Consider the following 22916-nt stretch of genomic DNA (forward strand, 5'->3'; position numbering starts at 1 on the left):
GGTGTGCCTGGACCTGCATCCGGCCGAGCGTATCCAGGAGACGCTGTTCCACCAGGCGGACAGTATGGAGCGGCGCCAGCTAATGGCGAGCCTGGACGCGCTCAATCAGCGTTTCGGGCGCGGCACGGTGAGCTTTGCGGCTGGGGGGACGCGGAAGGCCTGGGCACTGCGCAGCGACCAGCGGTCTCAAGCCTACACAACAAAGTGGACTGAGCTCCTGCGGGTCTAGCGATGCGTTGCCCGGTCCTTGAAAGAAAGTGGTATATGGCTCCGCCGTTCTTCGGACTTGTTATTCACGCCCTCCTATGTCCTTTGCTGAAGGTTCTTATAGAACCGCCGTGCTGCGCCTGGCGTGGGCTCGAAGGTGAAGCATTCGCAGTAGGCATCGATAGCTTGCATCACGCCCAGCAACGAGGAGCCTGTAAAACTCAGCGTCTGCCCTGTTCCCCAGTGGCTCAGAAAATTACCCACAATGGTCATCATGTTAGCGTTGAGGCCAGCTATTTGGTTCGCGTCTAAAATTAGCGTTCCTGCTGCTTGGTTGAGCTTCACTGCGGCGTCGATCGCCGCAAGAAACTCACCGGCCAACTGCTTGTTGTCATTGAAAGCTACATCTACCGGTACGGGTATTCTCAGCCGGCTGATCAGTTCGCTCAGACGGTATTCCAAATACTGGCGCACCCCCTCCTTGGCGAAATCTACCTGGCCCGCCTGCAACATGGCGTTGGTTTGATCCTTGACCTTATTGACCGCCCCGGTTTGAGGATACACGCCCAGCTGAGGTACTCCTTCCAAGCGCTGATGCCACCAGAATCCACTACCTGTATGTTTGTTGAAGAGTTTTTCGAGCATGGTGTCATGGCTAAGAAGGATTACCTGTAGTCCATCCGGGTTTGCCGGACGGGCCAACGCAGTGCGCAGCAATTCCACCAGATAGAGCTGGTGGCCCGCATCAAAGCTCGAAGTTACGTCATCGAGAACAATGAATTTTGGCATGCCTCCGTAGAGCGACGCAGCCGCCAGGTAAAGCGAGATTGCAAAGGCGTTGCGGAAGCTCTCCGATAGGACCGCCTGAGGAGACAGGTTTTGCAATCCATGGAATTCGGTCAGGTGGATCTGTAGATCCTCGCTTGTCGCCCGTTTTGACACGGCCGGCACCACTCCCGGGAACGACATGCGGGCAAAGTTGTCCTGGAACACCGGCTCGACAGCCGCCAAGCGATCTTTGCTGATCTGAGCTTCCGCCGTGGCGAAGTCGGTCGCTGCCGTTTCCAGGAAGGTTTTGATCTCGGAAATGATCGTGGCGCGGTCTGTTTCGGCCTTCACATTGCGAAGGGCCGTTGACAGTTTGCGCCAGTTCTCCTGCAGTCGCCGAGCTGCTTCAATCTTCTTGGCCACCTCGACGGTCGAAGGCGGTAATTCCTTTTCCAGGGCTTGTTGCTCGGCAGCTAATTGAGCTTCCTTCCCGGCGGCGCGAGTGCGGAGTTCCCCAACCCATGACGCTAAGTTCAAGGCATCCGCCTTCAACAGTGTGCCGGCCTTAGCGCTCGCCTGATGTTTTGCGAGTAGGCGCAGTCCGACGTCGGCTTCCAGCAGTTCTTCGAGCCTCCCAAGATCCGCCCACCCCGCCTGATTCCACTCGACTGCAGCAGCCTGCGTGGCGTCATCGAGAGCGGTGAAGTTTGAAAGCTTGCCCGTAACATGGGTTTTCAGATCGTGGGGCGTTTGGCTCTCGCACAGAGGGCACTGGCCAACATCCTGCCATTCTGGCAGCTCCAGCGCCTTCATACCCGCGTGGAAGAGGTTAAGCATAACATCGCCGGCCGTCTTCGCTGCCGCGTCTTCCCGTGCGGCCGCTAAAGTGGCGAGCTGTGCGCGTCGCAGCTCGTCGGGTGCATCGATGTTGCGCTTGGCTAGATCTTCCCGTTCGCGGATGCAGGCCTGAAGGCGATCGCGCTTAGGGCCACCCTCGGCAGCTTTAACTGCCTCTAGACAAGCCTCGATATCGATATCGAGAAATGCCTTGTCCTTGCAGAGCTCGGCCAGAAGGGCGATCTGAGCAAGGCCCTGATGGCAGTGCTCGATCGCTTCCGTAAATTTGGTGGCAGTAAGTTCCATACCCGTTAGGACGGCATAATCTCGGCCAATTGCTTCCCGCGTGTCTTTAGCCGTCTTTTCCTCATGCGCCTTGGTGGTGGCATGACTGGAAACCTCAAAATGGTTGCCGAACGCACGCCCGTTAGCAAGCGCCGCCAACGTCTGGCGCAGTGCATTGTATTCAGACAGTCCGAGCAGGCCTGAGAACGTCCGACCGCGTTCGAGGGGCTTGGCAGTGATGAAGTTCAGGAATGTCGGCCCGTCGAGCAGTACGAACTCACGGTCCAAAGCGCGTAGCACCTCGTCTGCGTTCCACGGCGCAGTCGCCGTGGTCGTGCGGGAGCCGGTGGCGTCGCGGGTCACCACGATTTCGCAAGTCTGGCCGGTCGGTTCGGCCACCAGTTTAAGCTTGATGGTTGCGGTTTGGGCGGTGTTGAAGCGATTAAGATAATAATCACTTCCCCGCTCAGTTGCAGGAAGATCGTCGAGCCAGGACAGCTTGCCGGAGATGGCGTAGCGGATCGCGTCATAGACCGAGCTTTTCCCTACCCCATTTACCGCTGAAACGCTGTTCACCTTGTCGAGATGAAATTTTAGTTCAAGCGGCTTGCCCTGATTGTTGATGCCTCGAAACCCTTCGACACTGATCGCTTCGAGTAACCAGCCAGTCACAGCGTTGTGTCCTGACGGCGGTGCGGGCGGCGTCGGCGGTGAAGCAGGGGTAGGTTGGGACAGTGTGGCTTGGCTTGCTGCTGCAGCTTTCGCCGCTTCGGCGGCTTGAAATAGAGCGGTCCATAAGGTGGCCTGCGATACTGTCCCGTTATGCAGTCCGGACACTCTTCCAGCTAGCGCAGTGCCTAGCACCTTATTCTTGCCTATCATATGCATGTTGAAGGCGGCGAGGTTGGTGCCGAAGGCCGCGTTCTGATGGAATGCAAATGCAGTGGTTGCTGTGGCCATGTCCCCTCCCCGAGCCTGGAAGCACATTTCACAACCGAAGCGGCAATCCATTGCAAGTTGTTATGAGGCGGCAGTTATCATTCGTCAATGCAACTTGTGGCGCAAGAACTAACAGCCCTGCCACCGCTACCGCGCGGTAGCGCATACGAGCTGACAAGTATGGATATCAGGGGGCTTCGGCCCCCTTCCAATTTCATGATCTCACAACTTCATGATGTCGTGGATCTAGTAGATCCGTCGTCTGGATTTAGAAGGCGCTACGGCTGTCCCATCATCATAGTAGAGAAGCAGCCGATCAGCCCTCCCCTTGTCGTCGGTCGCGACTTTGCGTTTGACGACTTTGCTTCGGAACGCTGCATCGATGATGTCAGCCTCGGACATACCGAGGTGCGCAATAAGGTGGAGCAAAGTCCGTTGCCCCATGTCGTCGCTCGTGTCACGCTCTTCGGCCAGGTGTTTTTCTAGACGAAGGCGCTTTGCACGTCGCTCCCAGAGGTAGCGGCCGTAGGCAAAAATCGCGACGAGTGCTGTGACTACCGCCGCGACATTTGCCAATGTTTCGAGATAACTGGTGTCCATTCGATGCGCTCTTCATGATCTCATGAAGTCATGAATTGTGATCTCATGCTTTGCTGCGCTTGTCCCGCAGCTCGTCATCCGGCACATCGAAGCCGATTGCCTTGAGACCGCGTAGGATGATGGTGCGGGTCGTGGTCCCCTCCTCTGCCGCCTTCATCCGGAGAGCCTTGTCGATCGACGCCGGCACGAAGGCCTGGACCGACTTCTGCGGTTCGGGCTTCTTGCCAGGCGCCTTGCGTGGCTTGCTTTCAGTCAGCTCGGTCGCCGGAATCTGCACGACTTCGGCCGTGACAGGCGCTGGCTTGGGAGCAGCCTGCAGCGGCGTTACAGCCTTCGCAGCCGGTGTTGCGGTGGTGACTTTGCCGAGGATCCCCTCAAGCTGCTTTGACGCGGCCATGTGTGCTTACTTTCTTGGTGATTTCGGTGGCGAGGCGGGCAATATCGCGGGACGCGGCACTGTCCGGATCGACGATGCTGGGGGCCAGCCCCCGGATCGACAGCTCGGGATAGATCACGCGCTGCGAGATCTCGGCGTCGACGATTGGATAGCCGCCCTTCTCCAGCTCATTGCGGATATGGCGCACGATGACGGCGTTCGGCGTGGTCATGGTCATGACCATCAGCGCCACAATCGGCCGCCCCTTGCGCTCGGGGGTCTGGTTCAGCTCCCCGACCAGGTCGTACATCGCGATCGCTTCGGCGACGTCTTCAGCAGAAGGCTTGAGCGGGATCAGCACCAGGTCAGCCGCGATCGCGGCCATGATGGTGGTCTGGTTACGGAAACCGGCCGTGTCCACGATGACCGGCGTGTGGCGCTCGGCCAACTCGGCAATGGACGTGCTGACGGATTCCGCCTCGGGATCGGTAACGACCGTTACCTTGCCCATGGCCCCGTCGGGGTCGTGCAGCCGCGCGATACTCATCTGTGGGTCAGCATCGACGATGGCCGGGCTTTGCTTGGTGGCGAGCCAGTGGGCAGCTAGGCTGCGGCTCAAAGCCGACTTGCCGGCGCCGCCCTTGCCCGTGGCAAGGACGATGACTTTAGGCAGCGTCATGAGGGCAATCTCCTGTTGTTGTGATATTCCGATCTTCCAAGATCGTGACCTCGCAAGGTTAACAAGTCCTAAACTTGGAACCTTCCAATGTCTTAAAATCACGGTATCACGATGTCAGAAGCTCACAACCTCCCGACTTCATGAAGTTGTGAGGTGTGCAGCTTGCTTGCAACATTCCAAGGTTAAGAGGTGCAAACCTCGTAATCTTGTGATGTCCGGATGTCAGCAAATCCTAACTTCATGATCTTGTGATGTCCGCATATGTGGATATCGGAAGGTCCGAATATAAGGATTTCCGTAAATTGCGGGAATCACCGACGCACATGATGCTTCCATACTTCATGATGTCACAATGTTCAGAAATGCATTGAACAATGTTATCCGTAGCTTAGCACTCGCGCAGAAAACTTGGAAAACCAGCGAATCCGGGCTAAAGTGCCAGTATGACTTCCAAAAAGCTCAACCTCAAATCCCGCGAGGCGTTCGCCGAGCTGTCATTGCATGACAAGAATGCCTACTTGCAGGAGGTCGCCGGCCTGATCATGGCCGCGAGGGGCGAGGAGCCAGTTGAACTGGACAAGGATGCACTTGCGCGCCTACGCCGCTATTACAGCCGCCGCTCAATGGCCGATCTTCGTCTCAACGAACTCGGTGGTCCTCTCCGAAAGACCTTTGAAAGCCTGGCAGACAGCATCCGCAGTGACGAGGTCGTCACTGTCCTCAAACACGAGCTTCCAGCTGCACGACGGAGCGCCGCATTCTCACGCCCGGCGCCGATCGATGACGCGCAGCTGATGTTTTTCGTCCCTTCGGTCCATGACGCGCCGCTCAAAGACGATTTCAACCTGATGGACATTGCGCCGTTTGCGCTTTCAAAGTCAGGCGGGGCAGGGGTCATTCGCTACGAGCTGAAAGATTCCATCATCACGATCGAGGGCGGCGCAGAGGTCGGGCTGGCGACAGCTTACGACTATGACATCGTCATCAACATGATCTCGCACCTCGCGGAGGCTACACGGCGTTTTCGCATCGATGAAGCCAAAGGCCTCAAACCAAGCATTCCCCCTCAGGTGTATCGCCCCGCTGCAGCGGAAATTCTTAAGTTCTGCCGGCGAGAACTGGGTGGCAAGCAGTATGAAGATCTGGAGCGCGCGCTGGCTCGCCTGCAGGCAACAAATATTCGCATCACAAATCTCAAAAGCGATAAGATCGGCAAGGACCGCCGCGCCACCGAGTCATTCCCGCTTATCGGTCGCTACAAGGTCGTAAGTCGAACTAATCAGGATCGCATCGACCAGGTCGAGATTGAGATCCCGGGATGGGTTTATGAGGGCGTTGTCAGGCCCGATGGTAAACCAACCATTTTGACGCTTAACCCGGACTATTTCTTGCTATCGCGCCCGATCGCCCGGTTTATCTATCGGCTAGCGCGGAAAGCGGCAGGCGATACTACAGCCTTCTATTCGCTGAAGGAGCTGCACAAGCGCAGCGGTGCCAAGGTGCCGATGCGGAAGTTCCGACAGACGATCGAGGAAATTGTAGAAACGGCGAAGACAACGCCGTTGCCTGACTATGATCTCAACCTCGAAGATCGCGGTCACGACCTGGTGCTACACATGCGCAAGCGCAGCAAATCGCTCCCTGGAGAGATGGATCTCGCTGCAATCGGTTAATTTTGGCAACGACCGTACTTTGGTCCGCCCCTTTTTGACAAAAAAGCCCGACGAGCTCGACTCATGGATTTTGTCAAAAAACCGTACTTCGATCCGCCTAATTTTGACAAAAATGGCTTCTGCCAATCCGTTTCAAAGTTATCCCCAGGACTGTGGATAAGTCAGCGCTCACCGTACTTCAATCCGCAAAAACCGTACTTCGATCTGTCGGCACCGTACATCATTCCGTCAAACGCCGTACATCGTTCTGGCAAAACCGTACTTCGATCCAGAAATCGGCCATAACGCCTTTAATATAAAGCATAATTTCCACTTAAAACTAATATAAAACTTTCTTTCTTTAAAACTATCAAAACAAGAAGAAAACGCTGACGCTGACATTTTTCAAATTTTGGATTTTTAGCCAATTCCGTCCCACCGTCGTACATCACCGACGACAAAATTGCTGGATGCCCCTGGGGGCTGTCTGCCCCCAGACCCCCGAGGATATTTCCAAAAGGATTAGGGGAGGGCGCTAGGCAGCTTTTTCGGAGAAAACGATCGTGGGTCGGGTGGGATCTGAAAACGCGCTCTATGGGCGTCTGATTGGCGAATGCCACCACATTGTCGTGGTGGCATCCTAACCCTTTACGGTCATCGGCTTCCCAGCCTGTACCGTACCTTTAGTGAATCACGCCGGTGGGAGCTTGCCAAGCGGAATCCTTTTGCCGCCTCCCATAAGGTCGTGATAGGTTTTGATTCATGAGCACCGTGAAAACGCCCAAACTGACCCGCAACGCCAAGACTGGCCGCCTTTCGCAGGCGCGCGCCGAGAAAATCAGCGCTGTTGAAGGCCTCGCGCTCACGCCGCGCATGCGCAAGATCCTCGCCCAGACCAAGGACCAGCCGGCCGAAGAACGCCGCCAGGCGATCCGCGCGCAGTTTGCCCGCAAGTCCGCCTAAGCATTGGTCTACACCGCCGAATCCGATCCCCTGTGTTATCCGGGCACGACTGTGCTCCGCAACAAGCTGGACCTGACCGACCAAGACGAGCTGGACGAATTTGAAACCGCCATGTTTGTGGTGCGCTCCGACGAACCTTGGCCGGCCGGCAACCTCGATGTCGCCCATTACCTAGCCCTGCATCACCACCTGTTCCAGGACGTCTATGAATGGGCCGGCGAGATCCGGAATATTCGGATCGGGAAGGGTGGCAACTGGTTCTGCTATCCCGAGCACATTCAGGCGCAGTTGCAGATTGCGTTTCAGCATCTCGCCAACGCCAATTATTTCGTTGGCCTGGCTCCGGCCGAGTTCGCGGCCCAGGCCGCCCATCTGCTGGCCGAGATCAACGCGGTGCATCCGTTCCGGGAGGGCAACGGCCGCACGCAGCTGACGTTTCTTGCAGTGCTCGCCGACCACGTGGGCCTGCCGTTTAACGAAGACGTCCTCGACCGCGATCGCGTCCTCGATGCGATGATCGAGAGCTTTGCGGGCTCCGAGGCGCCGCTCGCGGCCCTGATCCTCGATATCATTACCGAGTCTTCATCCTAACCCTTTTTCAAATATCCTCGGGGGGTCCAGGGGGGCAGACGGCCCCCCTGGGGTACGCCACGAATTTCAGGAAGAGGCACGGGGGGTCTGGGGGGACTCCCCCAGGGGTACGCGCGTAGCGCGCAACGATATTTTTAGGTATACGGTCTGCAATCTGAGGGCAGGGGATGGACGACCAGGAAACGAAACGCATTGGCATCTTAGTGAAGCCTAGTTTCACCTTCGAGTTTCTTGATAGCGAGCGGATCGAAGCTGGAAGCCATATTGTGCCGATTGACGTCCGCAAGTGTGCCTCAGCGCAGGAATTTGGCGATCTACATCTAATTGTTGAGGATCTCGAATTTGCGCAGCAATGTTTCACTACGGCCGCGCAACTCGGTTTTCCGGACGAGCCAAACCTCCTCATCAAATCTCTCGTACTCTCGGGAGTTGTCGCCTACGCACGACCGTTTATGACGGGCGTGCGGATGAAGTTGGCGCCGGAGGAGTTTGCTGGAGTATGGAGTGCAGAGGGCGCAGAGCTTCATACGTTTCTAGTCGAAATGCGCAACCGGCATGTATCTCATTCGGTGAACGCGTTCGAACGGTGCGATCCGATCGGAATTATCGTGACTGAACCTGCCTTCCAACGTCAGGGCGAGGTCACTGGCATTGGCGTGGCAACCCTCACTACCATTGGCCTTGGACGGGCTAGGCTGGAGCAGATTCATTCTCACATCCCGCGGATGCTTGAGTTGTTGCAGGCCCGGATACAGGCCGTAAAGCTGCGCCTTCATGTAGAAATGAAGGCACAGCTCGCCAGCGAAGGGAAGTGGGATATGATGCCGATCGCAAGGTTTCCCGAACTTGAAAATATCGCGAAGAAGCGATCGCGCTAACCCGCAAAGCATGACACTCCCAGGTAGTGCGGGATCAGAGGCGGAAAGATTACCAGCAGGAAGCCGCTGACCATCAAGGCAACTCCTGACGGCGAGCGAAAGAGCGTCATCGCCCACATCATCAAGCCGAGCATGATGCAGACTGCCCCGATCGCGTAGGCTCCGGAACAGGCATAGCCGAGCCCAATGCAAAAGGCTCCTGACGTAAATCCTAAAGCGCCGGCGACGGTGTCATAAGCGAGACACCCAAGCAGGACGATGGCGATGATTGCGGCAATTTCGCCAATCACAACGGCGGGATGGGAGGACGAAGGCATGCAAATTACCTCATGATATGGAGAGAAACGTGTGGATTGCAAACAACAGAGAGGGCAGGGGGACCGGTTGACAGCTGCAATAGCGCACTTATACATCGTGAAACGACATAGGTGCGCGGCGGCCACGGGGTCGTGGCGCATCGCCGCAAAGGAGCCCGGGACGGGCTGACTTGGATGGTGTGGTGAGCTCGTACCATTTCAGCATGCAGATCGTGAAACGGTCCGCCGGACAGTCGTCGGTGGCGGCTGCTGCCTATCGGGCAGGTGCACGCCTGCAGGACGAGCGCAAGGGCGTGGTCCATGACTATGCCGGCCGTCGCGGAATTGCTCACGCCGAGATCATGCTCCCCGACGGCGCGGCGCCATGGATGGCTGACCGCGAACGCCTCTGGAACCACGCCGAAGTTCTGGAGAAGCGGAAAGACGCGCAACTCGCGCGGGAAATCAACATGGCTTTGCCGCATGAGATTTCTGCCGAGGCAAGGCTGGATCTGGTGCGCTCGTTTGTCCGGGAGCAGTTCGTGGCCAAGGGGATGGTGGCTGACTTTGCCCTGCATGACCCGGTAGCGGAGAAGGGTGACGATCCTCGAAATTTCCACGCGCATATCATGCTGACAATGCGGATGGCGGGGCCGCACGGTCTGCGTGCGGTGAAGACCCGGGAATGGAATTCCGACGACATGCTCAAGGCCTGGCGCCAGGCCTGGGCCCAACATCAGAACCGGGCGCTGGAGCGCTCTGGCCGGCGCGAGCGCGTCGATGCGCGCCGCCTCGATGTCCAGCGCCAGGAGGCGCACGACGCTGGCGATCGCGCCGCCGCGATGGCATTTGATCGTGTCCCCGAGATCCACATGGGGCGCCGAGCCCGTAACACTGAGCGTCGCGGGCTGCAGCCAGTCAGCCGGCCGCGCCAGGATCGCACGGCACGGCCGGGGGCAGGAGAGTTCCGCTCCGCCAAAGTGGAAAAGGGCCGCGTGCGCACTGTCGTCTACAGCTCCATCGACCACGGCACCCGCACACAATGGAATGCGGAAATTCTGACCGAGAACGAGCGCCGTAGTCGCAGCCGCATTGACAAGCTGGAGCGACAGGCGGTGCGCTTGCGCCTTCGGCACATGCGGGCGCTGCGTGTTTCGTCTGTGCCCATGCGCCTCGCTCTGGGCCAGGAGCACCGGCAGAAGATCGCCCAGCGCCACGCGACCCGCAGCTCGGACTTGCTGCAGCAGATCGAGCGGCTGATCGCCGAGCTGCTGCAGGTGCGCACTCATCGTCAAAAACGTCATCGCGACCTTCTCCGCTTGCGGGATCTAGGGAAGATGAACGGCAGAGGCCGCTTTTAGGCGGCTTCGGTGCGGCTGGGCGGGCGCCCGAAGGGGATGATCTGGGCCGACTGGCGACGCCAGCGATCCCAGCGCCGGCGCCACCGCCGCACTTTGAAATACCGGACCTTGCGCGCCAGGACCGGGAATTTCACGGCGCCGGAAAAGAAGATGATGGACTTCTTCGACGAAAGACGGGTGATTTCGGCAGGGTCCAGCAGGTAGCGGCCTACTTCGGTCCCGTCGCGATTGGTGACGGTTGTTTTGCCGATCGCGTCGGCAAGGTCTTTGGCGCTAGCGACGTCGTTGACGCCGAATGCCACCTTGCAGTTGGCGTTGGCGATCATCGAATCCGCCTTCGGATAAGTGCGCCGTAGCTGGTTGAGATCCTGGAAGACCAGGATCAGGCGGGCGTAGCTCGCCAGGTAGCCGACGCCCGTCTCCAGGGGCTCGATCCGGCCCATGGCGGCCGCCTCATCGAGCAGGAGCAGGGTCGGATGACGCGGAGGGGCCTCGTCCTTCGCCCGCGTCATCGCGGTCAGCGCACAGCCCATCATCACCCGGAGGAAGCCGGCGTAGATTGGCAGCTTTTCTTCATCGACGATGATGTAGCAGGTCATGACCTGGCGATTGAAATCGCGGAAATTGAACCCGCTGCCCATGCTGACCAGGCCGGCCGGCCGATCGGCCGACCAGATCGCCATCGCCTTGTCCGCGTTCGACATGATTGATCGCGCCTCTTCGCTGGCTTCCATTTCCTGAAAGGCCTGCATGAATTCACGCAGCGTCGTCGAGCCGAGGTGCCTTGCGTCTTCGGCGATCACCGAGGAGATCCCGCTGAACCCTGTTGCAACTAGGCTGCGGATCTTGGCAAGGTTGCGCAGTTCCGGAACGTCGCGGTAGCGCAGGCAGGTGTAAAGGATGAGGCCCTGCAGCAACTGCGTGGTGCGGTTATCCCAGTGGCCGCCTGACGCGCTATCTGGAATGACGAGGAGCTTGGCCAGCTCCAGGGCGTCGTCGGCCTCATGGAAGGTGCCGATCCGCACCATGTCGAGCGGATTGAAGCTGTCCGACAAATGCGGGTCGATGACGTTCAGCGTCACTGCGGGGCCGAGCGTTGACCGGTGGCGCCGCGTGATCGTGCTGTTTTCGCCTTTGGGATCGCTGCAGATGATGCTGCCCTTGTAGTCAAGCAGGTTCGGCACGACGACGCCGACGCCTTTGCCGCTGCGCGTTGGCGCGAACAGCAGCACATAGCCGTCGCGGTTGAAGCGCAAGAAGCGCCCCCACTTACGGCCGACAATCAAGCCGTCGCCGCCCCAGACGCGTCCGAACACAAGTTCGCGGAAGGTGGCCCAGCGGGCTGAGCCGTAAGTGGTCGAGGACCGGCGCGGTGCCTGTACCATCAGCAGGAGGAGTGCGAGAAGCAACCGCAGCACGCCGAACGTCAGGAAGACGAGCAGACGGCACGCTAACAAAATGATTTGCATGGTCAAAGTTCCCGTAGGTTTGAGGGGGCGTCAACGGCAGTGCTGTCCAGATGGTCAGCGGCGTGGGCGGTCACGCGGTGAGGGGCGATCAGGATCATCGTCGGGGCGTTCAAAGCGGCGCGCATCCTCACGATCAACGAGGTTGCGGCGCGCGGCCTTGAGATCCTGCAGCTGCGTCAGCAGCTGGGCATGGTCCTGGATCGCTTTGGGCAGCTCGGCCAGGCTTTGGCGCACCTGGCGCTGTTTTTCGAATTGGAAAAAACCGTGCTTTAGGAAGCCGAAGTGATAGACGCGATCGCCCCAGCCCTTCCGGTCTTCAAGGATGCCGATCACCGCGTCGGGACCACGCGCTCTGAGCAGGTCCTGATACTTTGCGACGGCATGGTTGCTGTTCTCGAACGACTGCCGCAGCAGTCGTTCGACCCGCGCGGCGGCGACCTGGGCGGCCGCTTGGACCTCGCCCTCAGCCTGGGCGAGGTTGCTCAATGAAAAATCATTTGCCGACATTGCAATTCTCTCCCAAACTTGAGGCATGACACACATCTTCACTTGGCTGACGCGGCTGCTCACGAAGGAGCGGCCAGCGGCGCCGTTCAGTCCGGATATCGAGGGTATGAGCCGGGCCATGGAGATCGCGATTGCGCGCTTCCCGCATGATCCGGTGGTCCAGGAATCCCGGGCCAAATCCGAGCTTCTTATCCGGTCGCTGCTGCGACCCCGCGTCTACGACGCCTAGAGCGCCATGCACCGTGCTCGAAAGCGTCAAGGGCTAGCGCCCTCCTTCACTTCGTTACGGCCATTGGTGACGCTTCCTGCGCGCGATGCGGTTCTGAAAGCGTCGGGACGGGGAACGTCCCGACGCCCTACGGGCGAATTCGACGGCCTGCGGCGCGTCGAACAGGGAACAGAGCTAAGGCTTGTTCCGGAGAGGGGTTCGTGGCCGCATGGGCTTGAGGCAGACGCGGAAGAGCAGCACCAGGAGGCCAAACAACAGGCGCCCCGCGATGAGCAGCATCGTGATCACCGCCATCGCTGCGATCGCGCCGGCGAGCTGGATCAATTCGAAGACGAGGGCAATCATCGGCCGGATCTCCGCTTGTGGGCGCCGTGGAGCAGTTGCACCAGGCGCAGCGCGCGCTTCTGGTGAATGCGCAGCGGACTGTTGATCAGCCTGTCACGGCGCAGCAGCTCATTGACCAGATCCGGCCGCGCCAGGAGCAGGTCGACGAGTTCGCTATCGAGCGAAGGTTCTGGTGCTGGCTCTTCCTTCTCCCAAATCGTCTCAGCGAGGATCGGATGAGGCGTATCTAGGCGCACGATCCAGGTCGTGACCACAGGATCCGGGCCGGGCCTCGTGATGATCGGTGCAATGAAATTGTGCCAGGGTGTGCCATAGCGTGCTGCCCGTTCGAGCTGAGCCCGCATCGAAGGAATGTCACCCTGCCCGCTGCCAGGAAGCCCATTGGAGAGACTGTTCATGTCGCCCGGATGGGAATGAGCAATTCCGAGAATTTCGCGGTCGAAGGGGTACAGGCAGGTATTGGCATAATACTCGATGCGCTTGGCATCGAGCATCACCGTGCCCATGCTGTTCCGGTAGATGCCGCGTGCGTCATCCGGAGGCGCCATCGGATGAAAATCCAAAACGCGCAACGGATCGCTTAGCGATCCGGAGAGGATCGCGTAGGTTTCGGGAGGCATGGCGCCGACCGAGAAGCGCATTTTTTCAAACAAACCAGGCGCAAAGCGCACCTGAGGTTTCAAGGCGGGCGCCGTGGGGGGGATATATTCGAGGCGGAAATCCATGACCGACCTCACTTCCAAGCCGCACCGGTGCGGATGTAATCGGACGTGAGTTTCGCCCACCACAGGGTGACCGCGATCGCCGTCTGCAGATCCCGTGCGGGCTTCAGAAAGCAGACCTTGGCAAAGCCATCAGGTCCCGGCAGGCGATGCGTTTCGTGGGGGCCTTCGGGGCGGCCACCGTAAGGCGGCTGATCGCGGATGACCGCATCATAAGTGCCGTTGCTGTTCCGCTTGAGCTGAAAGCGAAAATGGTGCCCGGCGACAGTGCGGTGTGTGATCTCACCCTCACCATGCTCCGGGAAGCTGGCGCAGATCGCTGCGAAATTGATCGAGCCATCTCGATTGAAAAAGTTGTCACTCATCGATGATCTCCCTTGGGTGGCGACCGGCAGGAAGCCTGCCGGTCGGAGCTGCGGGGCGGCACGTCTTACTTCGCGTGGAAGGTTTCGTAGCCGATCGGCGACGGGCGCCAGGTGGTGGTGGGCTTGGTTTCGACGACGTTTTTCATCGGTATTCTCCCTGTCATTAGGCTCCTTAGGGACGGCAGACATGGCGGAGCCACATGCCTGCACACGGCGGCGGCCGTGATGGTTATTCCGGCGGTCCGGAAAGGAAGCAGGCGGGCGTCAGAAAGCCGGATGGCTCGTGCCACCCGTTCGAACCGATGACCAAGGGCATCCGCGTGAAGGCGGCACCTATTTCGGCAATCGGAAGTGACGAACCAGCCTGGAAATGGATCAGACCGAGTGCGAGGCGCGCGACCTGGATGTTGAGAGAGTCCGCATTCAAGCGGCAACTCCTGAAGAAGGCGGGCGGCTTGCGACCTGCCTGCAGGCCTTCCCAGGCTTCGGGCAACAGTTCGGCCAAGGAAGGACCTCCCCGTTTGAGGAGTGCGGCATACCACTGCGAATTATCGCCCATCGTTCCACACGCGAGCGCAGGCACGCCGAGGCGCTGGGCCATGTCGGCGAGCGCGAACTGGGCGTCAGGGCTGTCCGTACCGACCTTGATCAAGTCGGCCTGCAGCATAAGCTCTTCGATATTGGGAAGGTGCTCCGCACGCCCGAAAAAGGCGCGAGTCTGGATCGTACCATCGATGTGGCGGACCCGGTTGCAAGCAACGCCGACCTTTGTCTGGCCGACTTCGTAAGCCACATGACCCGATTGCCCCACATTTTCCGGAGATACGACGTCAGGGTCGATCGCCGTGAACATCTTCAGGCCAGAGCTGGCCATCAGCTCAGTGAACATGATGCCGCGACCCACGCCAATCTGCAAAAGGCTGAGTCCCTTGAGAAGGGCGCGATCGAGAATTCCGGCCTGCCGGTCAGGCAGGCTGATATGAGCGTTCATCTCATCCTCCAATGCAACGCTGGATTGCGAATACAATCAGAGGGTGTTGACGCTACCGAGATTTCGGGCGTATACTATACAGACCGAGAGAGCTATCAACTTAGTCTCGGAAACATCAATCACCCGTTTTACTGGTGACTGCGAGAGGGGAAGGATTGCCGTCCTTCCCTTTCTTGCATTTAAAGCTTATCCCAATTTAGGTCACGGTCAAGACTAAAAAGCGACAAGAAATTGCGAGAAAATTAGTTTATTCAATGGCTTATGTCGGAATTCTTGCCACGGAATGACCGCTATATCCGACTAAAAATCATTATTGCCGTGCTCTTGTATTTCTCTGCCAGATCTTGGAATTATTGCCGGATTTTGGCAAAGGCACTCGCATGGCTCGGGAAATTCTTAAGCGTTCAATCGGCGATCGCCGGGAAAAACTTGCGGCTATTCAGTCGCACATCGATGCTCGCGGCACCAAGGTCGTTTATCGAATCCTCGCCTCTATCGGGATCAAGGATCGAACGCTTCGGAATTGGCTGGCTGACCCCGAAAAGATCGAGTCATCTACGCTTGCTTCCACAAACATATTAGATCAGGCGCTATCAGCGCTGTCCGAATCCGTGCCCATGTCGCACACGGACTATTATCGCTACACCCTCTCGCAGATGAACCTTAAGGAGGGCACTCAGCAGACGCTGCAGGACTACGAGGGCGCCTACGAAATTCTCCACAATATCCGCCCGGAGGCGCTGAAATTCGATGCGCTTCACATCAAAATTGAGGATTCCAATTTTCCGTTGTTCATCATCAATGCCTTCACCGAGGGGCAGAAACGCGTCACAGCGGAGGGGTTTGTCTTTCTGCAGGGCGATTACCTGATCATGCATTCAGCCTCTGAATACATCCAGATGTTCCTGACCATCACGAAGGGGGTAAACCCCACCAAAGACATTTTGACCGGCGTGATCAATGTCTACGACAAAGTACGGAATTACACCTACGTCTCAGGGGTCGCGATGTGCCACGAGCTTTATCGGGCCGCGAAAATGAAGAACGCTAGATCACCGGAAGATCGGGCAAGGGTTAATGAAGCTCTTGAGAAAGAGATCCGAGCGAAGGTCGTGGATCTTTTCGCCCGGCTATAAGTCCAACTGCGCGGCGCCGGCGAGCTGCTCGACAACTACAATCTTGCGGCGCGTCCTATCTGTGATAATGTCCTTTATCACAGATAGGAGGAGTGTGCGCGTGGACATAAATAAGCTAATCAATGGCCCTTCGCTTTCACCGGCCAGCTTGCTGGGAAAATCACAGCACGAGTTAAATCCTGCTTCATGGATGTATGAGCGGGTAGTTCGATCAATCATCGATTTTGAAGAGAAGCTGGATCCGGCGTTGGAAATCGGCGCGCGCTTGGTCAGCTTCGCTTCCAGCGAGATCATTCATATCGACGATGTGGGCTATTGGGGACCCGATATCATTAAATTCTATGGCAAGAATGCTGACGGTAATCCTGTTGAGCTGATGCAGCATATGTCGCAGCTAAGCGTTCTCCTGGTTGCGGTCAAACCGCTGGCAGAGCCGCGCCGGATTGGCTTCGTCTTGAAGGAGAAGCTTAAAGCAGAAGACGATCGTTCTGCAGATGAGCAATAACCAAATTACCGTGACCGGTCCCATGCCGGTCGCGCTTCTTGCGGGTGGCGCTAAAGCCCAATCGAAGTTTCTGGAATTTTTCACCGCGCAGATCCGGAACGTCAACACGCGTCGCTCCTATGCCAAGGCGGCCGTCGAGTTCCTGGGCTGGTGCGAGCAGCGCGGCGCCCGATCGCTGAACGCGATCACGCCGATCCACGTCTCTGGCTGGATTGAAGAGCTGACCGGCGCCCATGCGGCGCCGACGGTGAAGCAGCGCCTGGCGGCAGTGCGCCATCTGTTCGACTGGTTGGTGATCGGCCAGGTCATGGACGCTAACCCGGCGCATTCGGTGCGCGGCCCAAAGCATTCCCGCAAACGGGGCAAGACCCCGGTGCTGTCTCCTGAGGAAGCCCGTCAGCTGCTCGACAGCATTCCGACCGACACACTGATCGGTAAGCGCGATCGCGCCCTGATCGGCCTCATGACCTACACCTTTGCGCGGATCGGCGCCGCGAGCGGCATGGCTGTGCGCGACGTCTACCCGCAGAACCGGCGCTTGTGGGTGCGGCTGCACGAGAAGGGTGGCAAGCAGGTCGAGCTGCCATGCCATCATACCCTCGAATCCTACCTCGATGACTATATCGAAGCAGCGGGACTCAAGGAGGATCCGCGCGCGCCGTTGTTCCAGACAATCAAGCGCGGCACGGGGCGCTTGTCCGGCACGCCACTCCCTCAGCAAGACGCCCATGCCATGATCCAGCGCCGCGCGATCGCCGCCGGTATCAGCACAGCGGTGTGCAACCACACCTTTCGCGCCACGGGAATCACCGCTTACCTGAAAAACGGCGGCACGCTGGAGAAGGCGGCCAATATCGCCAACCATTCATCGACCCGCACGACCCAGCTCTATGATCGCCGTAGCGATGACGTCAGCCTGGACGAGATCGAGCGGATTCTCATTTAGTTTCGTTTCTTAGCAATTATAAATTGCACCTAGACGAAGCGTCGTAATTGTGAGGTAAAGGAGCCCAAGGAACCAAAACACGAGATTCTACACGTGCGTTTATCTTGGAATGAGATCCGGTCAAGGGCCGGCGTATTCGCCCAGGAATGGGCAGGCGAAGGCTATGAGAAAGGTCAGACCCAGCTATTTTACCGAGACTTTTTTGAGGTTTTCGGAGTGCCGGTGCGGCGAGTGGCATCGTTTGAAGAGCCGGTCAAAAACCTTGGCAACAAGCGCGGATTCATTGATCTTTTTTGGAAGGGTGTCCTTCTGGTGGAGCAGAAGAGCGCCGGCATTGACCTGAAGAAGGCTAAGCAGCAGGCTCTGAATTATTTTCCAGGCCTGAAGGATGCCGAGTTACCTCGGTACATCCTTTTGAGTGATTTCCAGACTTTCGAGCTTTACGATCTGGAGGAAGACGAAGAGACGAAGTTCGCTCTCAAGGACCTGCCCAAACACGTCGAAAAGCTGGGCTTCATTCTCGGGCTACAAAAGCGGACTTTTAAAGACCAGGATCCTGTCAACATCAAGGCCTCGGAACTCGTCGGGAAGCTGCACGATGCACTCGAAGATGCGGGTTATGTAGGCCATGACCTCGAACAATTCCTTGTCCGGATCGTATTCTGCCTTTTTGCTGACGACACGGGTATCTTCGAAACGCGCGATTTGTTTCTCGACTTCCTGGAGACGCGAACGAATGAAGATGGTTCGGACTTGGGAGGCTGGTTAGCTCAGCTTTTCCAGGTGCTTGATACGCCAGAAGACAAACGAGCCAAGAATCTCGACGTCGACCTGGCGAAGTTTCCTTATGTCAACGGCGCCTTGTTTTCCGGGGGGCTCCTCATTCCGTCTTTCGACCGCGACATGAGGAAACGCCTGCTGGAAGCATGCCGCTTTGATTGGTCCGGAATTTCACCGGCCATCTTCGGCTCCCTGTTCCAATCCGTTATGAACAAGAAGGAGCGGCGCGCCGCAGGGGCGCACTACACGACCGAGAAGAACATCCTTAAAGTCATTCAGCCCTTGTTCCTGGATCAGTTACGCAGTGACTTTGCGCGGATAAAGGCGCGCAAGGATAACCGCCGCCGTGGCGAGCTGCTGGCGTTTCAGAAGCAGCTGAAAGAGCTCCGGATCTTCGACCCGGCATGCGGATGCGGTAACTTCCTAATCATTGCCTATCGAGAGCTGCGAACTCTTGAGATCGAGCTGATCAGAGAGCTTCGCGCTTACCAGGCACCGGGCGGTCAGCAGGAGCTGGATGCAGCCGAGCTCTCGGTGGTCAATGTTGACCAATTCTATGGCATCGAAGTGGGGGAATTCCCTGCGAAAATCGCCGAGACCGCGATGTGGATGATGGACCACATCATGAACAGCCGCTTGAGCCTCGAATTTGGTCAAACGTATGTCCGAATTCCGCTCAAGAAGTCTCCGCATATCCTCTTCGGCGACGCGCTGGAAGAGGATTGGGAAAGCCTGTTACCGGCTGCAGAATGCTCCTATGTTCTGGGAAACCCGCCCTTTATCGGAGCAAAGTATCAGAAGCCGAAGCAGCGAGAGCAGGTGAGAGACATCGCAAAGCTCGGCAGATCCGGCGGAACGCTGGATTACGTCGCGGCCTGGTTCATCAAGGCCGCCAACTATATCAAGGGCACAAAGGCGCGTATCGGTTTCGTGTCAACGAACTCCATCACGCAAGGCGAACAGGTTGCTCAGCTTTGGCCCCTGGTACTCGATCAGTGCAAGCTTGAGATCTCCTTCGCACATCGAACATTCGCGTGGGGGTCGGACGCGCGGGGGCAAGCTCACGTCCATGTCGTTATTGTAGGCTTGGTCAACAAGGCAGATGCCCCGAAAGAACGGCGCCTGTTCTCCTATATCGACATTCATGGAGAGCCGGCGGAAAGCCTGCATACGGTAATCTCGCCCTATTTGTTCGACGCGGGTGGGCTCTCGAATCCTCACTTGGTGGTCCGCGAAACCAGCCGCCCTATGAACGGCCTGCCAAAGATTGTGATTGGCTCAAAACCGATTGATGGCGGCTATTACATCCTCTCGGCAGATGAGAAAGCTGAGCTTCTGAAAAGCGAGCCGAAGGCAGAAAGCTTCATCCACCCCTTCGTGGGAAGTCGCGAGTTTCTGCACGGAACCGAGCGCTTTATCCTTTATCTGGGAGAGGCCACTCCTGCCGCGATCGATAAGCTGCCGCTCATAAAGGCTGCGATTGCAAACGTCCGGGACTATCGCCTAGGGAAGCTTCCGCCGAAAGGCAAAGGGGAAGACGATGTTAAAGAACCGGGGATATCATCCAAGGCGCTAGCTGACACCCCGCGAAGTTTCCACGTGACCGTGGTGCCCAAGTCGGCGTTCATGGTGGTCCCCGAAGTAAGCTCGGAGCGACGCGAATATATCCCGATCGCCTGGCTTGAACCTCCGATAATTCCGAGCAACAAGGTGCGGATTCTGCCGGACGCGGCGCACTGGCAGTTTGGAATCCTGATGTCCGCGATGCACATGGCGTGGACACGGTGCGTCGGGGGCCGGCTCGAAAGCCGCTATCAATATAGCATCGGGATCAATTACAACGCGTTTCCAATGCCCCCCGTCGGCGCGGCGGCATTGCTGAAGCTTGAGCCCCTTGTAGGCGATATTTTAACTGAGCGGGACAAACATTCGGGGTCTTCTCTGGCCCAACTCTACGATCCTGATTTGATGCCGCCAGAACTCAAAAAGGCCCATCGTGCTTTGGATAAAGCTGTCGATAAGCTTTATCGCGCAAAGAAGTTTGATGGGGACCGCGACCGTGCTGAGCACCTGTTTGAGCTGTATGAAAAGATGGTGGCACCGGTGATCGCCAAAGCATCTGAACCTGCTCGCCGAAAAAGCAAGGCCAGCGCGGGTCCACAACGCGCACGATAACGGCCAAGCTGTGCCAGGTCGGCAGGTTGCCCTCACCTTCCCCACGTCGATGCTCCGCACCTGAAAGTGGGCCGCCTGTCCCACTTTCCCGCTGACGCGGCCGGCGCTCACGCATAGACGTGTGGCCCCGCGCCTCGGTGACGCGCCCGGCGGCGTCTGGTTGCCCTGCGGGCACGGCCAGGCCCTTCTGACCTGACCTCAACCAGTCTAGGCCACCGCCTGGCGCGTCAACCCGCCTCTCCACCAAAGCCACTACGCTCATACGCGCCGCCAGAAGATTAGGCCGATCAGCAGGAGCCCGATTAAGGCGGCCAAGGTTTGTCCGTAAAAGCCGACGCCTTCGATCCGCATGTTGAAGATTACCAGCTCAAGCTTATTCATTTCGTAAGTTCTCCGTTGACTTCAAAAGGAAGCCTGGCCGGCTTTCCGAATGTTCGCAAAGCACTGCTTCCGCGCACGTCATTCTGCGGCCGCCGCAGCACCGTTAAGTGCGGAACTCGCAAGAATTATCGCTGCTAAAACAATGAGGCCGGATGGTTGTGGTGAAAAACCCGCGGAAGGCGCTGGCCGCCGATTCGTTCCTGTGTAATTCTTGTAACAGAATTCAAGAAGGAGCTTTGGAATGACGATGCTGCGGGAACATGGAGGGCGGCGACGTAACGCAGGCCGGCCGCGTGGCATGGAAACTAAGGTCGTGCGCCTGCCTGTTCCGGTGGCGGACCTGGCGAAACGCCTGGCCCATCGGGGGATCCGTGCCGGCGACGTCAACGCGTTTCTGGACGTCGAGGCGGGACTGCCCCGGACCGTGCCGCTGGTCGGCGCCACGGCCGCCTGCGGCTTCCCCTCCCCGGCCGATGACTATCTGGATCGCCCGCTGGATTTCAATGAGCTGATCATCGAGAACCCGGCCGCGACCTTCGCAGTGCGCGTGGCGGGCGACAGCATGATCCTGGCTGGCATCTATGCCGGTGACATCGCCGTGGTAAACCGCGCCCGCGACGCGGTGCCTGGCTGCATTGTGCTGGCCCTGGTCGATGGCGAGTTCACCATCAAGCGTTACCAGGTGCATAAGGGCGGCGTGATCCTGCATCCGGAAAACCCCGCCTATCCCGATATCGTCATCGGCGCCGGCTGTGAGTTTGAGGTGTGGGGCGTCATCACCCGCTCGATCCGTATGTTCTAGCCATGAGCGCGCCGATCGCCCTGGTCGATTGCAATAACTTCTACGCATCCTGCGAACGTGTCTTTCAGCCGACCCTGCGCGGCAAGCCGGTGGTGGTGCTGTCGAACAACGACGGCTGTGTGATTGCCCGCTCCAATGAGGCCAAGGCCCTGGGCATCGCCATGGGCGCGCCCTGGCATCTGAACCGCGACACCTTCGCGAAACAAGGCGTCATCGTCCGCTCCAGCAATTACAGCCTCTACGGCGATATGTCGGCCCGGGTGATGAAGATCCTGGGCGAACAGGCGCCCGAGATCGAGATCTATTCGATCGACGAGGCGTTCCTGGGCCTGGGCGGCTTGGAGACGCGGATGGTGGCGCACATGCGCGACGCCCGCGCAGCCGTGCTGCAGTGGACGGGCATCCCCGTATCGGTCGGGATTGCGCCCAGCAAGACCCTGGCGAAGGTCGCAAACCGCATCGCCAAGAAGACACCGGAATGCGGCGGCGTGCTGGCGTTGATGGGTGAAGCCGAGCAGACCGCTGCGCTCGGCACGCTCGAGCTAACGGATCTATGGGGCCTGGCAGGGCGCATGGAGACGCGCCTGCAGGCACTCGGCATCACCACGCCGCTGCAGCTGCGCGATGCGGACCCGAAATGGATCCGCAGCCAGTTCAGCGTCGTCATGGAGCGCATGGTGCTGGAGCTGCGCGGCCAGGCCTGTCTGCAGCTGGAGGATGCCGTGGCCGCCCGCCAGACCATCATGGCGTCGCGGTCGTTCGGCCGGCCGGTGGAAACCCTCGACGAGATGGAGGAAGCGGTGGCGACCTACATCAGTCGGGCGGCCGAAAAGATGCGCCGACAGAACCTGGTCACCCCTGCCCTGCAGGTGTTCCTCATCACCAACCGCTTTCGCGAGGACGAGCCGCAGTATTCCGGGCAGCATACGGTGCATCTGCCGATCGCCACGGCCGACACCAGCCGTCTGATCCGGGGTGCGTTGCATGGCGTGCGCCAGATCTGGCGCGAGGGCTACCGCTACAAGAAAGCCGGCGTGGTGTGCCTGGACCTGCATCCGGCCGAGCGTATCCAGGAGACGCTGTTCCACCAGGCGGACAGTATGGAGCGGCGCCAGCTAATGGCGAGCCTGG

26 protein-coding genes are annotated in these 22916 nt (G+C 58.5%); 13 read left to right on the forward strand and 13 right to left on the reverse strand.

Going from position 1 to position 22916, the window contains the following annotated elements; all coding sequences use genetic code 11:
• The coding region (locus FHT70_RS29090) for a DUF4113 domain-containing protein (RefSeq protein ID WP_183706628.1) at window positions 1-229 on the forward strand (229 nt) is incomplete at its 5' end.
• A gap of 74 nt (window positions 230-303) precedes the next feature.
• Here FHT70_RS29090 and FHT70_RS29095 read toward each other — a convergent pair.
• The 4 genes from FHT70_RS29095 to FHT70_RS29110 form a co-directional block, all read right to left on the reverse strand.
• Window positions 304-3057 carry an AAA family ATPase gene (locus FHT70_RS29095; protein ID WP_183706629.1) on the reverse strand — a complete coding sequence of 918 codons (2754 nt, stop codon included), beginning with the start codon at window positions 3055-3057 and terminating at the stop codon, window positions 304-306.
• Between the two features lie 225 nt (window positions 3058-3282).
• Complete coding sequence (locus tag FHT70_RS29100) at window positions 3283-3636, reverse strand: hypothetical protein (protein ID WP_183706630.1); 354 nt, start codon at window positions 3634-3636, stop codon at window positions 3283-3285.
• A gap of 43 nt (window positions 3637-3679) precedes the next feature.
• Window positions 3680-4033 (reverse strand): hypothetical protein, encoded by a 354-nt coding sequence (locus FHT70_RS29105; protein ID WP_183706631.1) that lies wholly within the window; start codon window positions 4031-4033, stop codon window positions 3680-3682.
• Window positions 4011-4691, reverse strand: coding sequence for a ParA family protein (locus tag FHT70_RS29110; RefSeq protein WP_183706632.1), 681 nt, complete (start codon window positions 4689-4691; stop codon window positions 4011-4013). Before FHT70_RS29110 ends, FHT70_RS29105 begins: the two co-directional genes overlap by 23 nt.
• Window positions 4692-5134: 443 nt before the next feature.
• Between FHT70_RS29110 and FHT70_RS29115 the strand changes: the two genes are divergently transcribed.
• Window positions 5135-6364 carry a replication initiator protein A gene (locus tag FHT70_RS29115; RefSeq protein ID WP_183706633.1) on the forward strand — a complete coding sequence of 410 codons (1230 nt, stop codon included), beginning with the start codon at window positions 5135-5137 and terminating at the stop codon, window positions 6362-6364.
• A 290-nt stretch (window positions 6365-6654) separates the two neighbouring features.
• Here the strand turns inward: FHT70_RS29115 and FHT70_RS29120 are convergent, their stop codons facing one another.
• Window positions 6655-6963 carry a hypothetical protein gene (locus FHT70_RS29120; RefSeq protein WP_183706634.1) on the reverse strand — a complete coding sequence of 103 codons (309 nt, stop codon included), beginning with the start codon at window positions 6961-6963 and terminating at the stop codon, window positions 6655-6657.
• Between the two features lie 142 nt (window positions 6964-7105).
• Here FHT70_RS29120 and FHT70_RS29125 point away from each other — a divergent pair, with 142 nt between their 5' ends.
• The 3 genes from FHT70_RS29125 (at window position 7106) to FHT70_RS29135 (ending at window position 8775) form a co-directional block, all read left to right on the forward strand.
• Window positions 7106-7306: a hypothetical protein gene (locus tag FHT70_RS29125; protein WP_183706635.1), complete on the forward strand. Its 201-nt coding sequence runs from the start codon at window positions 7106-7108 to the stop codon at window positions 7304-7306.
• Window positions 7307-7357: 51 nt separating this feature from the next.
• The gene (locus FHT70_RS29130) at window positions 7358-7897 is read left to right on the forward strand and encodes a Fic family protein (protein ID WP_348649571.1); all 540 of its coding nucleotides are present in this window, start codon (window positions 7358-7360) and stop codon (window positions 7895-7897) included.
• A 167-nt stretch (window positions 7898-8064) separates the two neighbouring features.
• Complete coding sequence (locus FHT70_RS29135) at window positions 8065-8775, forward strand: hypothetical protein (protein ID WP_183706637.1); 711 nt, start codon at window positions 8065-8067, stop codon at window positions 8773-8775.
• On the opposite strand, the gene FHT70_RS29140 is transcribed toward FHT70_RS29135, so the two are convergent.
• Window positions 8772-9092: a hypothetical protein gene (locus tag FHT70_RS29140; protein WP_183706638.1), complete on the reverse strand. Its 321-nt coding sequence runs from the start codon at window positions 9090-9092 to the stop codon at window positions 8772-8774. The two genes, FHT70_RS29135 and FHT70_RS29140, sit on opposite strands and share 4 nt — an antisense overlap.
• Window positions 9093-9271: 179 nt before the next feature.
• On the opposite strand from FHT70_RS29140, the gene mobQ reads away from it, so the two are divergent.
• Window positions 9272-10432 carry a MobQ family relaxase gene (gene mobQ / locus FHT70_RS29145; RefSeq protein ID WP_348649572.1) on the forward strand — a complete coding sequence of 387 codons (1161 nt, stop codon included), beginning with the start codon at window positions 9272-9274 and terminating at the stop codon, window positions 10430-10432.
• Here mobQ and FHT70_RS29150 read toward each other — a convergent pair.
• Both FHT70_RS29150 and FHT70_RS29155 read right to left on the reverse strand, forming a co-directional pair.
• Entirely contained in the window at window positions 10429-11901 is a 1473-nt protein-coding gene (locus FHT70_RS29150) for a type IV secretory system conjugative DNA transfer family protein (RefSeq protein WP_183706640.1), read from the reverse strand. The genes mobQ and FHT70_RS29150 overlap by 4 nt on opposite strands.
• 54 nt (window positions 11902-11955) lie before the next feature.
• Complete coding sequence (locus FHT70_RS29155) at window positions 11956-12408, reverse strand: hypothetical protein (RefSeq protein WP_183706641.1); 453 nt, start codon at window positions 12406-12408, stop codon at window positions 11956-11958.
• A gap of 25 nt (window positions 12409-12433) precedes the next feature.
• Here FHT70_RS29155 and FHT70_RS29160 point away from each other — a divergent pair, with 25 nt between their 5' ends.
• Complete coding sequence (locus FHT70_RS29160) at window positions 12434-12637, forward strand: hypothetical protein (RefSeq protein ID WP_183706642.1); 204 nt, start codon at window positions 12434-12436, stop codon at window positions 12635-12637.
• Window positions 12638-12811: 174 nt separating this feature from the next.
• On the opposite strand, the gene FHT70_RS29165 is transcribed toward FHT70_RS29160, so the two are convergent.
• From FHT70_RS29165 to FHT70_RS29180, 4 genes are all read right to left on the reverse strand, one after another.
• On the reverse strand, window positions 12812-12982 hold the full coding sequence (locus tag FHT70_RS29165) for a hypothetical protein (protein ID WP_183706643.1): 171 nt from the start codon (window positions 12980-12982) through the stop codon (window positions 12812-12814).
• Complete coding sequence (locus FHT70_RS29170) at window positions 12979-13707, reverse strand: hypothetical protein (RefSeq protein ID WP_183706644.1); 729 nt, start codon at window positions 13705-13707, stop codon at window positions 12979-12981. Before FHT70_RS29170 ends, FHT70_RS29165 begins: the two co-directional genes overlap by 4 nt.
• Window positions 13708-13715: 8 nt before the next feature.
• The gene (locus FHT70_RS29175) at window positions 13716-14069 is read right to left on the reverse strand and encodes a hypothetical protein (protein WP_183706645.1); all 354 of its coding nucleotides are present in this window, start codon (window positions 14067-14069) and stop codon (window positions 13716-13718) included.
• Window positions 14070-14298: 229 nt separating this feature from the next.
• Window positions 14299-15060 carry a ThiF family adenylyltransferase gene (locus FHT70_RS29180; RefSeq protein ID WP_183706646.1) on the reverse strand — a complete coding sequence of 254 codons (762 nt, stop codon included), beginning with the start codon at window positions 15058-15060 and terminating at the stop codon, window positions 14299-14301.
• Between the two features lie 380 nt (window positions 15061-15440).
• Here FHT70_RS29180 and FHT70_RS29185 point away from each other — a divergent pair, with 380 nt between their 5' ends.
• The 4 genes from FHT70_RS29185 (at window position 15441) to FHT70_RS29200 (ending at window position 20602) form a co-directional block, all read left to right on the forward strand.
• Window positions 15441-16196: a hypothetical protein gene (locus tag FHT70_RS29185; protein ID WP_183706647.1), complete on the forward strand. Its 756-nt coding sequence runs from the start codon at window positions 15441-15443 to the stop codon at window positions 16194-16196.
• 100 nt (window positions 16197-16296) lie between these two features.
• Window positions 16297-16701, forward strand: coding sequence for a DUF6173 family protein (locus FHT70_RS29190; RefSeq protein ID WP_183706648.1), 405 nt, complete (start codon window positions 16297-16299; stop codon window positions 16699-16701).
• The gene (locus tag FHT70_RS29195) at window positions 16691-17647 is read left to right on the forward strand and encodes a tyrosine-type recombinase/integrase (protein WP_183706649.1); all 957 of its coding nucleotides are present in this window, start codon (window positions 16691-16693) and stop codon (window positions 17645-17647) included. The genes FHT70_RS29190 and FHT70_RS29195 overlap by 11 nt, the downstream gene beginning before the upstream one ends.
• Window positions 17648-17740: 93 nt before the next feature.
• A complete protein-coding gene (locus FHT70_RS29200; protein ID WP_183706650.1) occupies window positions 17741-20602 on the forward strand; it encodes a DNA methyltransferase in 2862 nt (953 codons plus the stop codon).
• Window positions 20603-20860: 258 nt separating this feature from the next.
• Here the strand turns inward: FHT70_RS29200 and FHT70_RS30640 are convergent, their stop codons facing one another.
• Complete coding sequence (locus FHT70_RS30640) at window positions 20861-20983, reverse strand: hypothetical protein (RefSeq protein ID WP_262928186.1); 123 nt, start codon at window positions 20981-20983, stop codon at window positions 20861-20863.
• 241 nt (window positions 20984-21224) lie between these two features.
• Between FHT70_RS30640 and umuD the strand changes: the two genes are divergently transcribed.
• Window positions 21225-21785, forward strand: coding sequence for a translesion error-prone DNA polymerase V autoproteolytic subunit (gene umuD, locus FHT70_RS29205; RefSeq protein ID WP_246722035.1), 561 nt, complete (start codon window positions 21225-21227; stop codon window positions 21783-21785).
• Window positions 21786-21787: 2 nt separating this feature from the next.
• Window positions 21788-22916, forward strand: a 1129-nt coding sequence (locus FHT70_RS29210; RefSeq protein WP_183706651.1) for a Y-family DNA polymerase, incomplete at its 3' end; no start/stop codon positions are given.

Source organism: Rhizobium sp. BK049 (assembly GCF_014193135.1).
GTDB lineage: Bacteria > Pseudomonadota > Alphaproteobacteria > Rhizobiales > Rhizobiaceae > Rhizobium.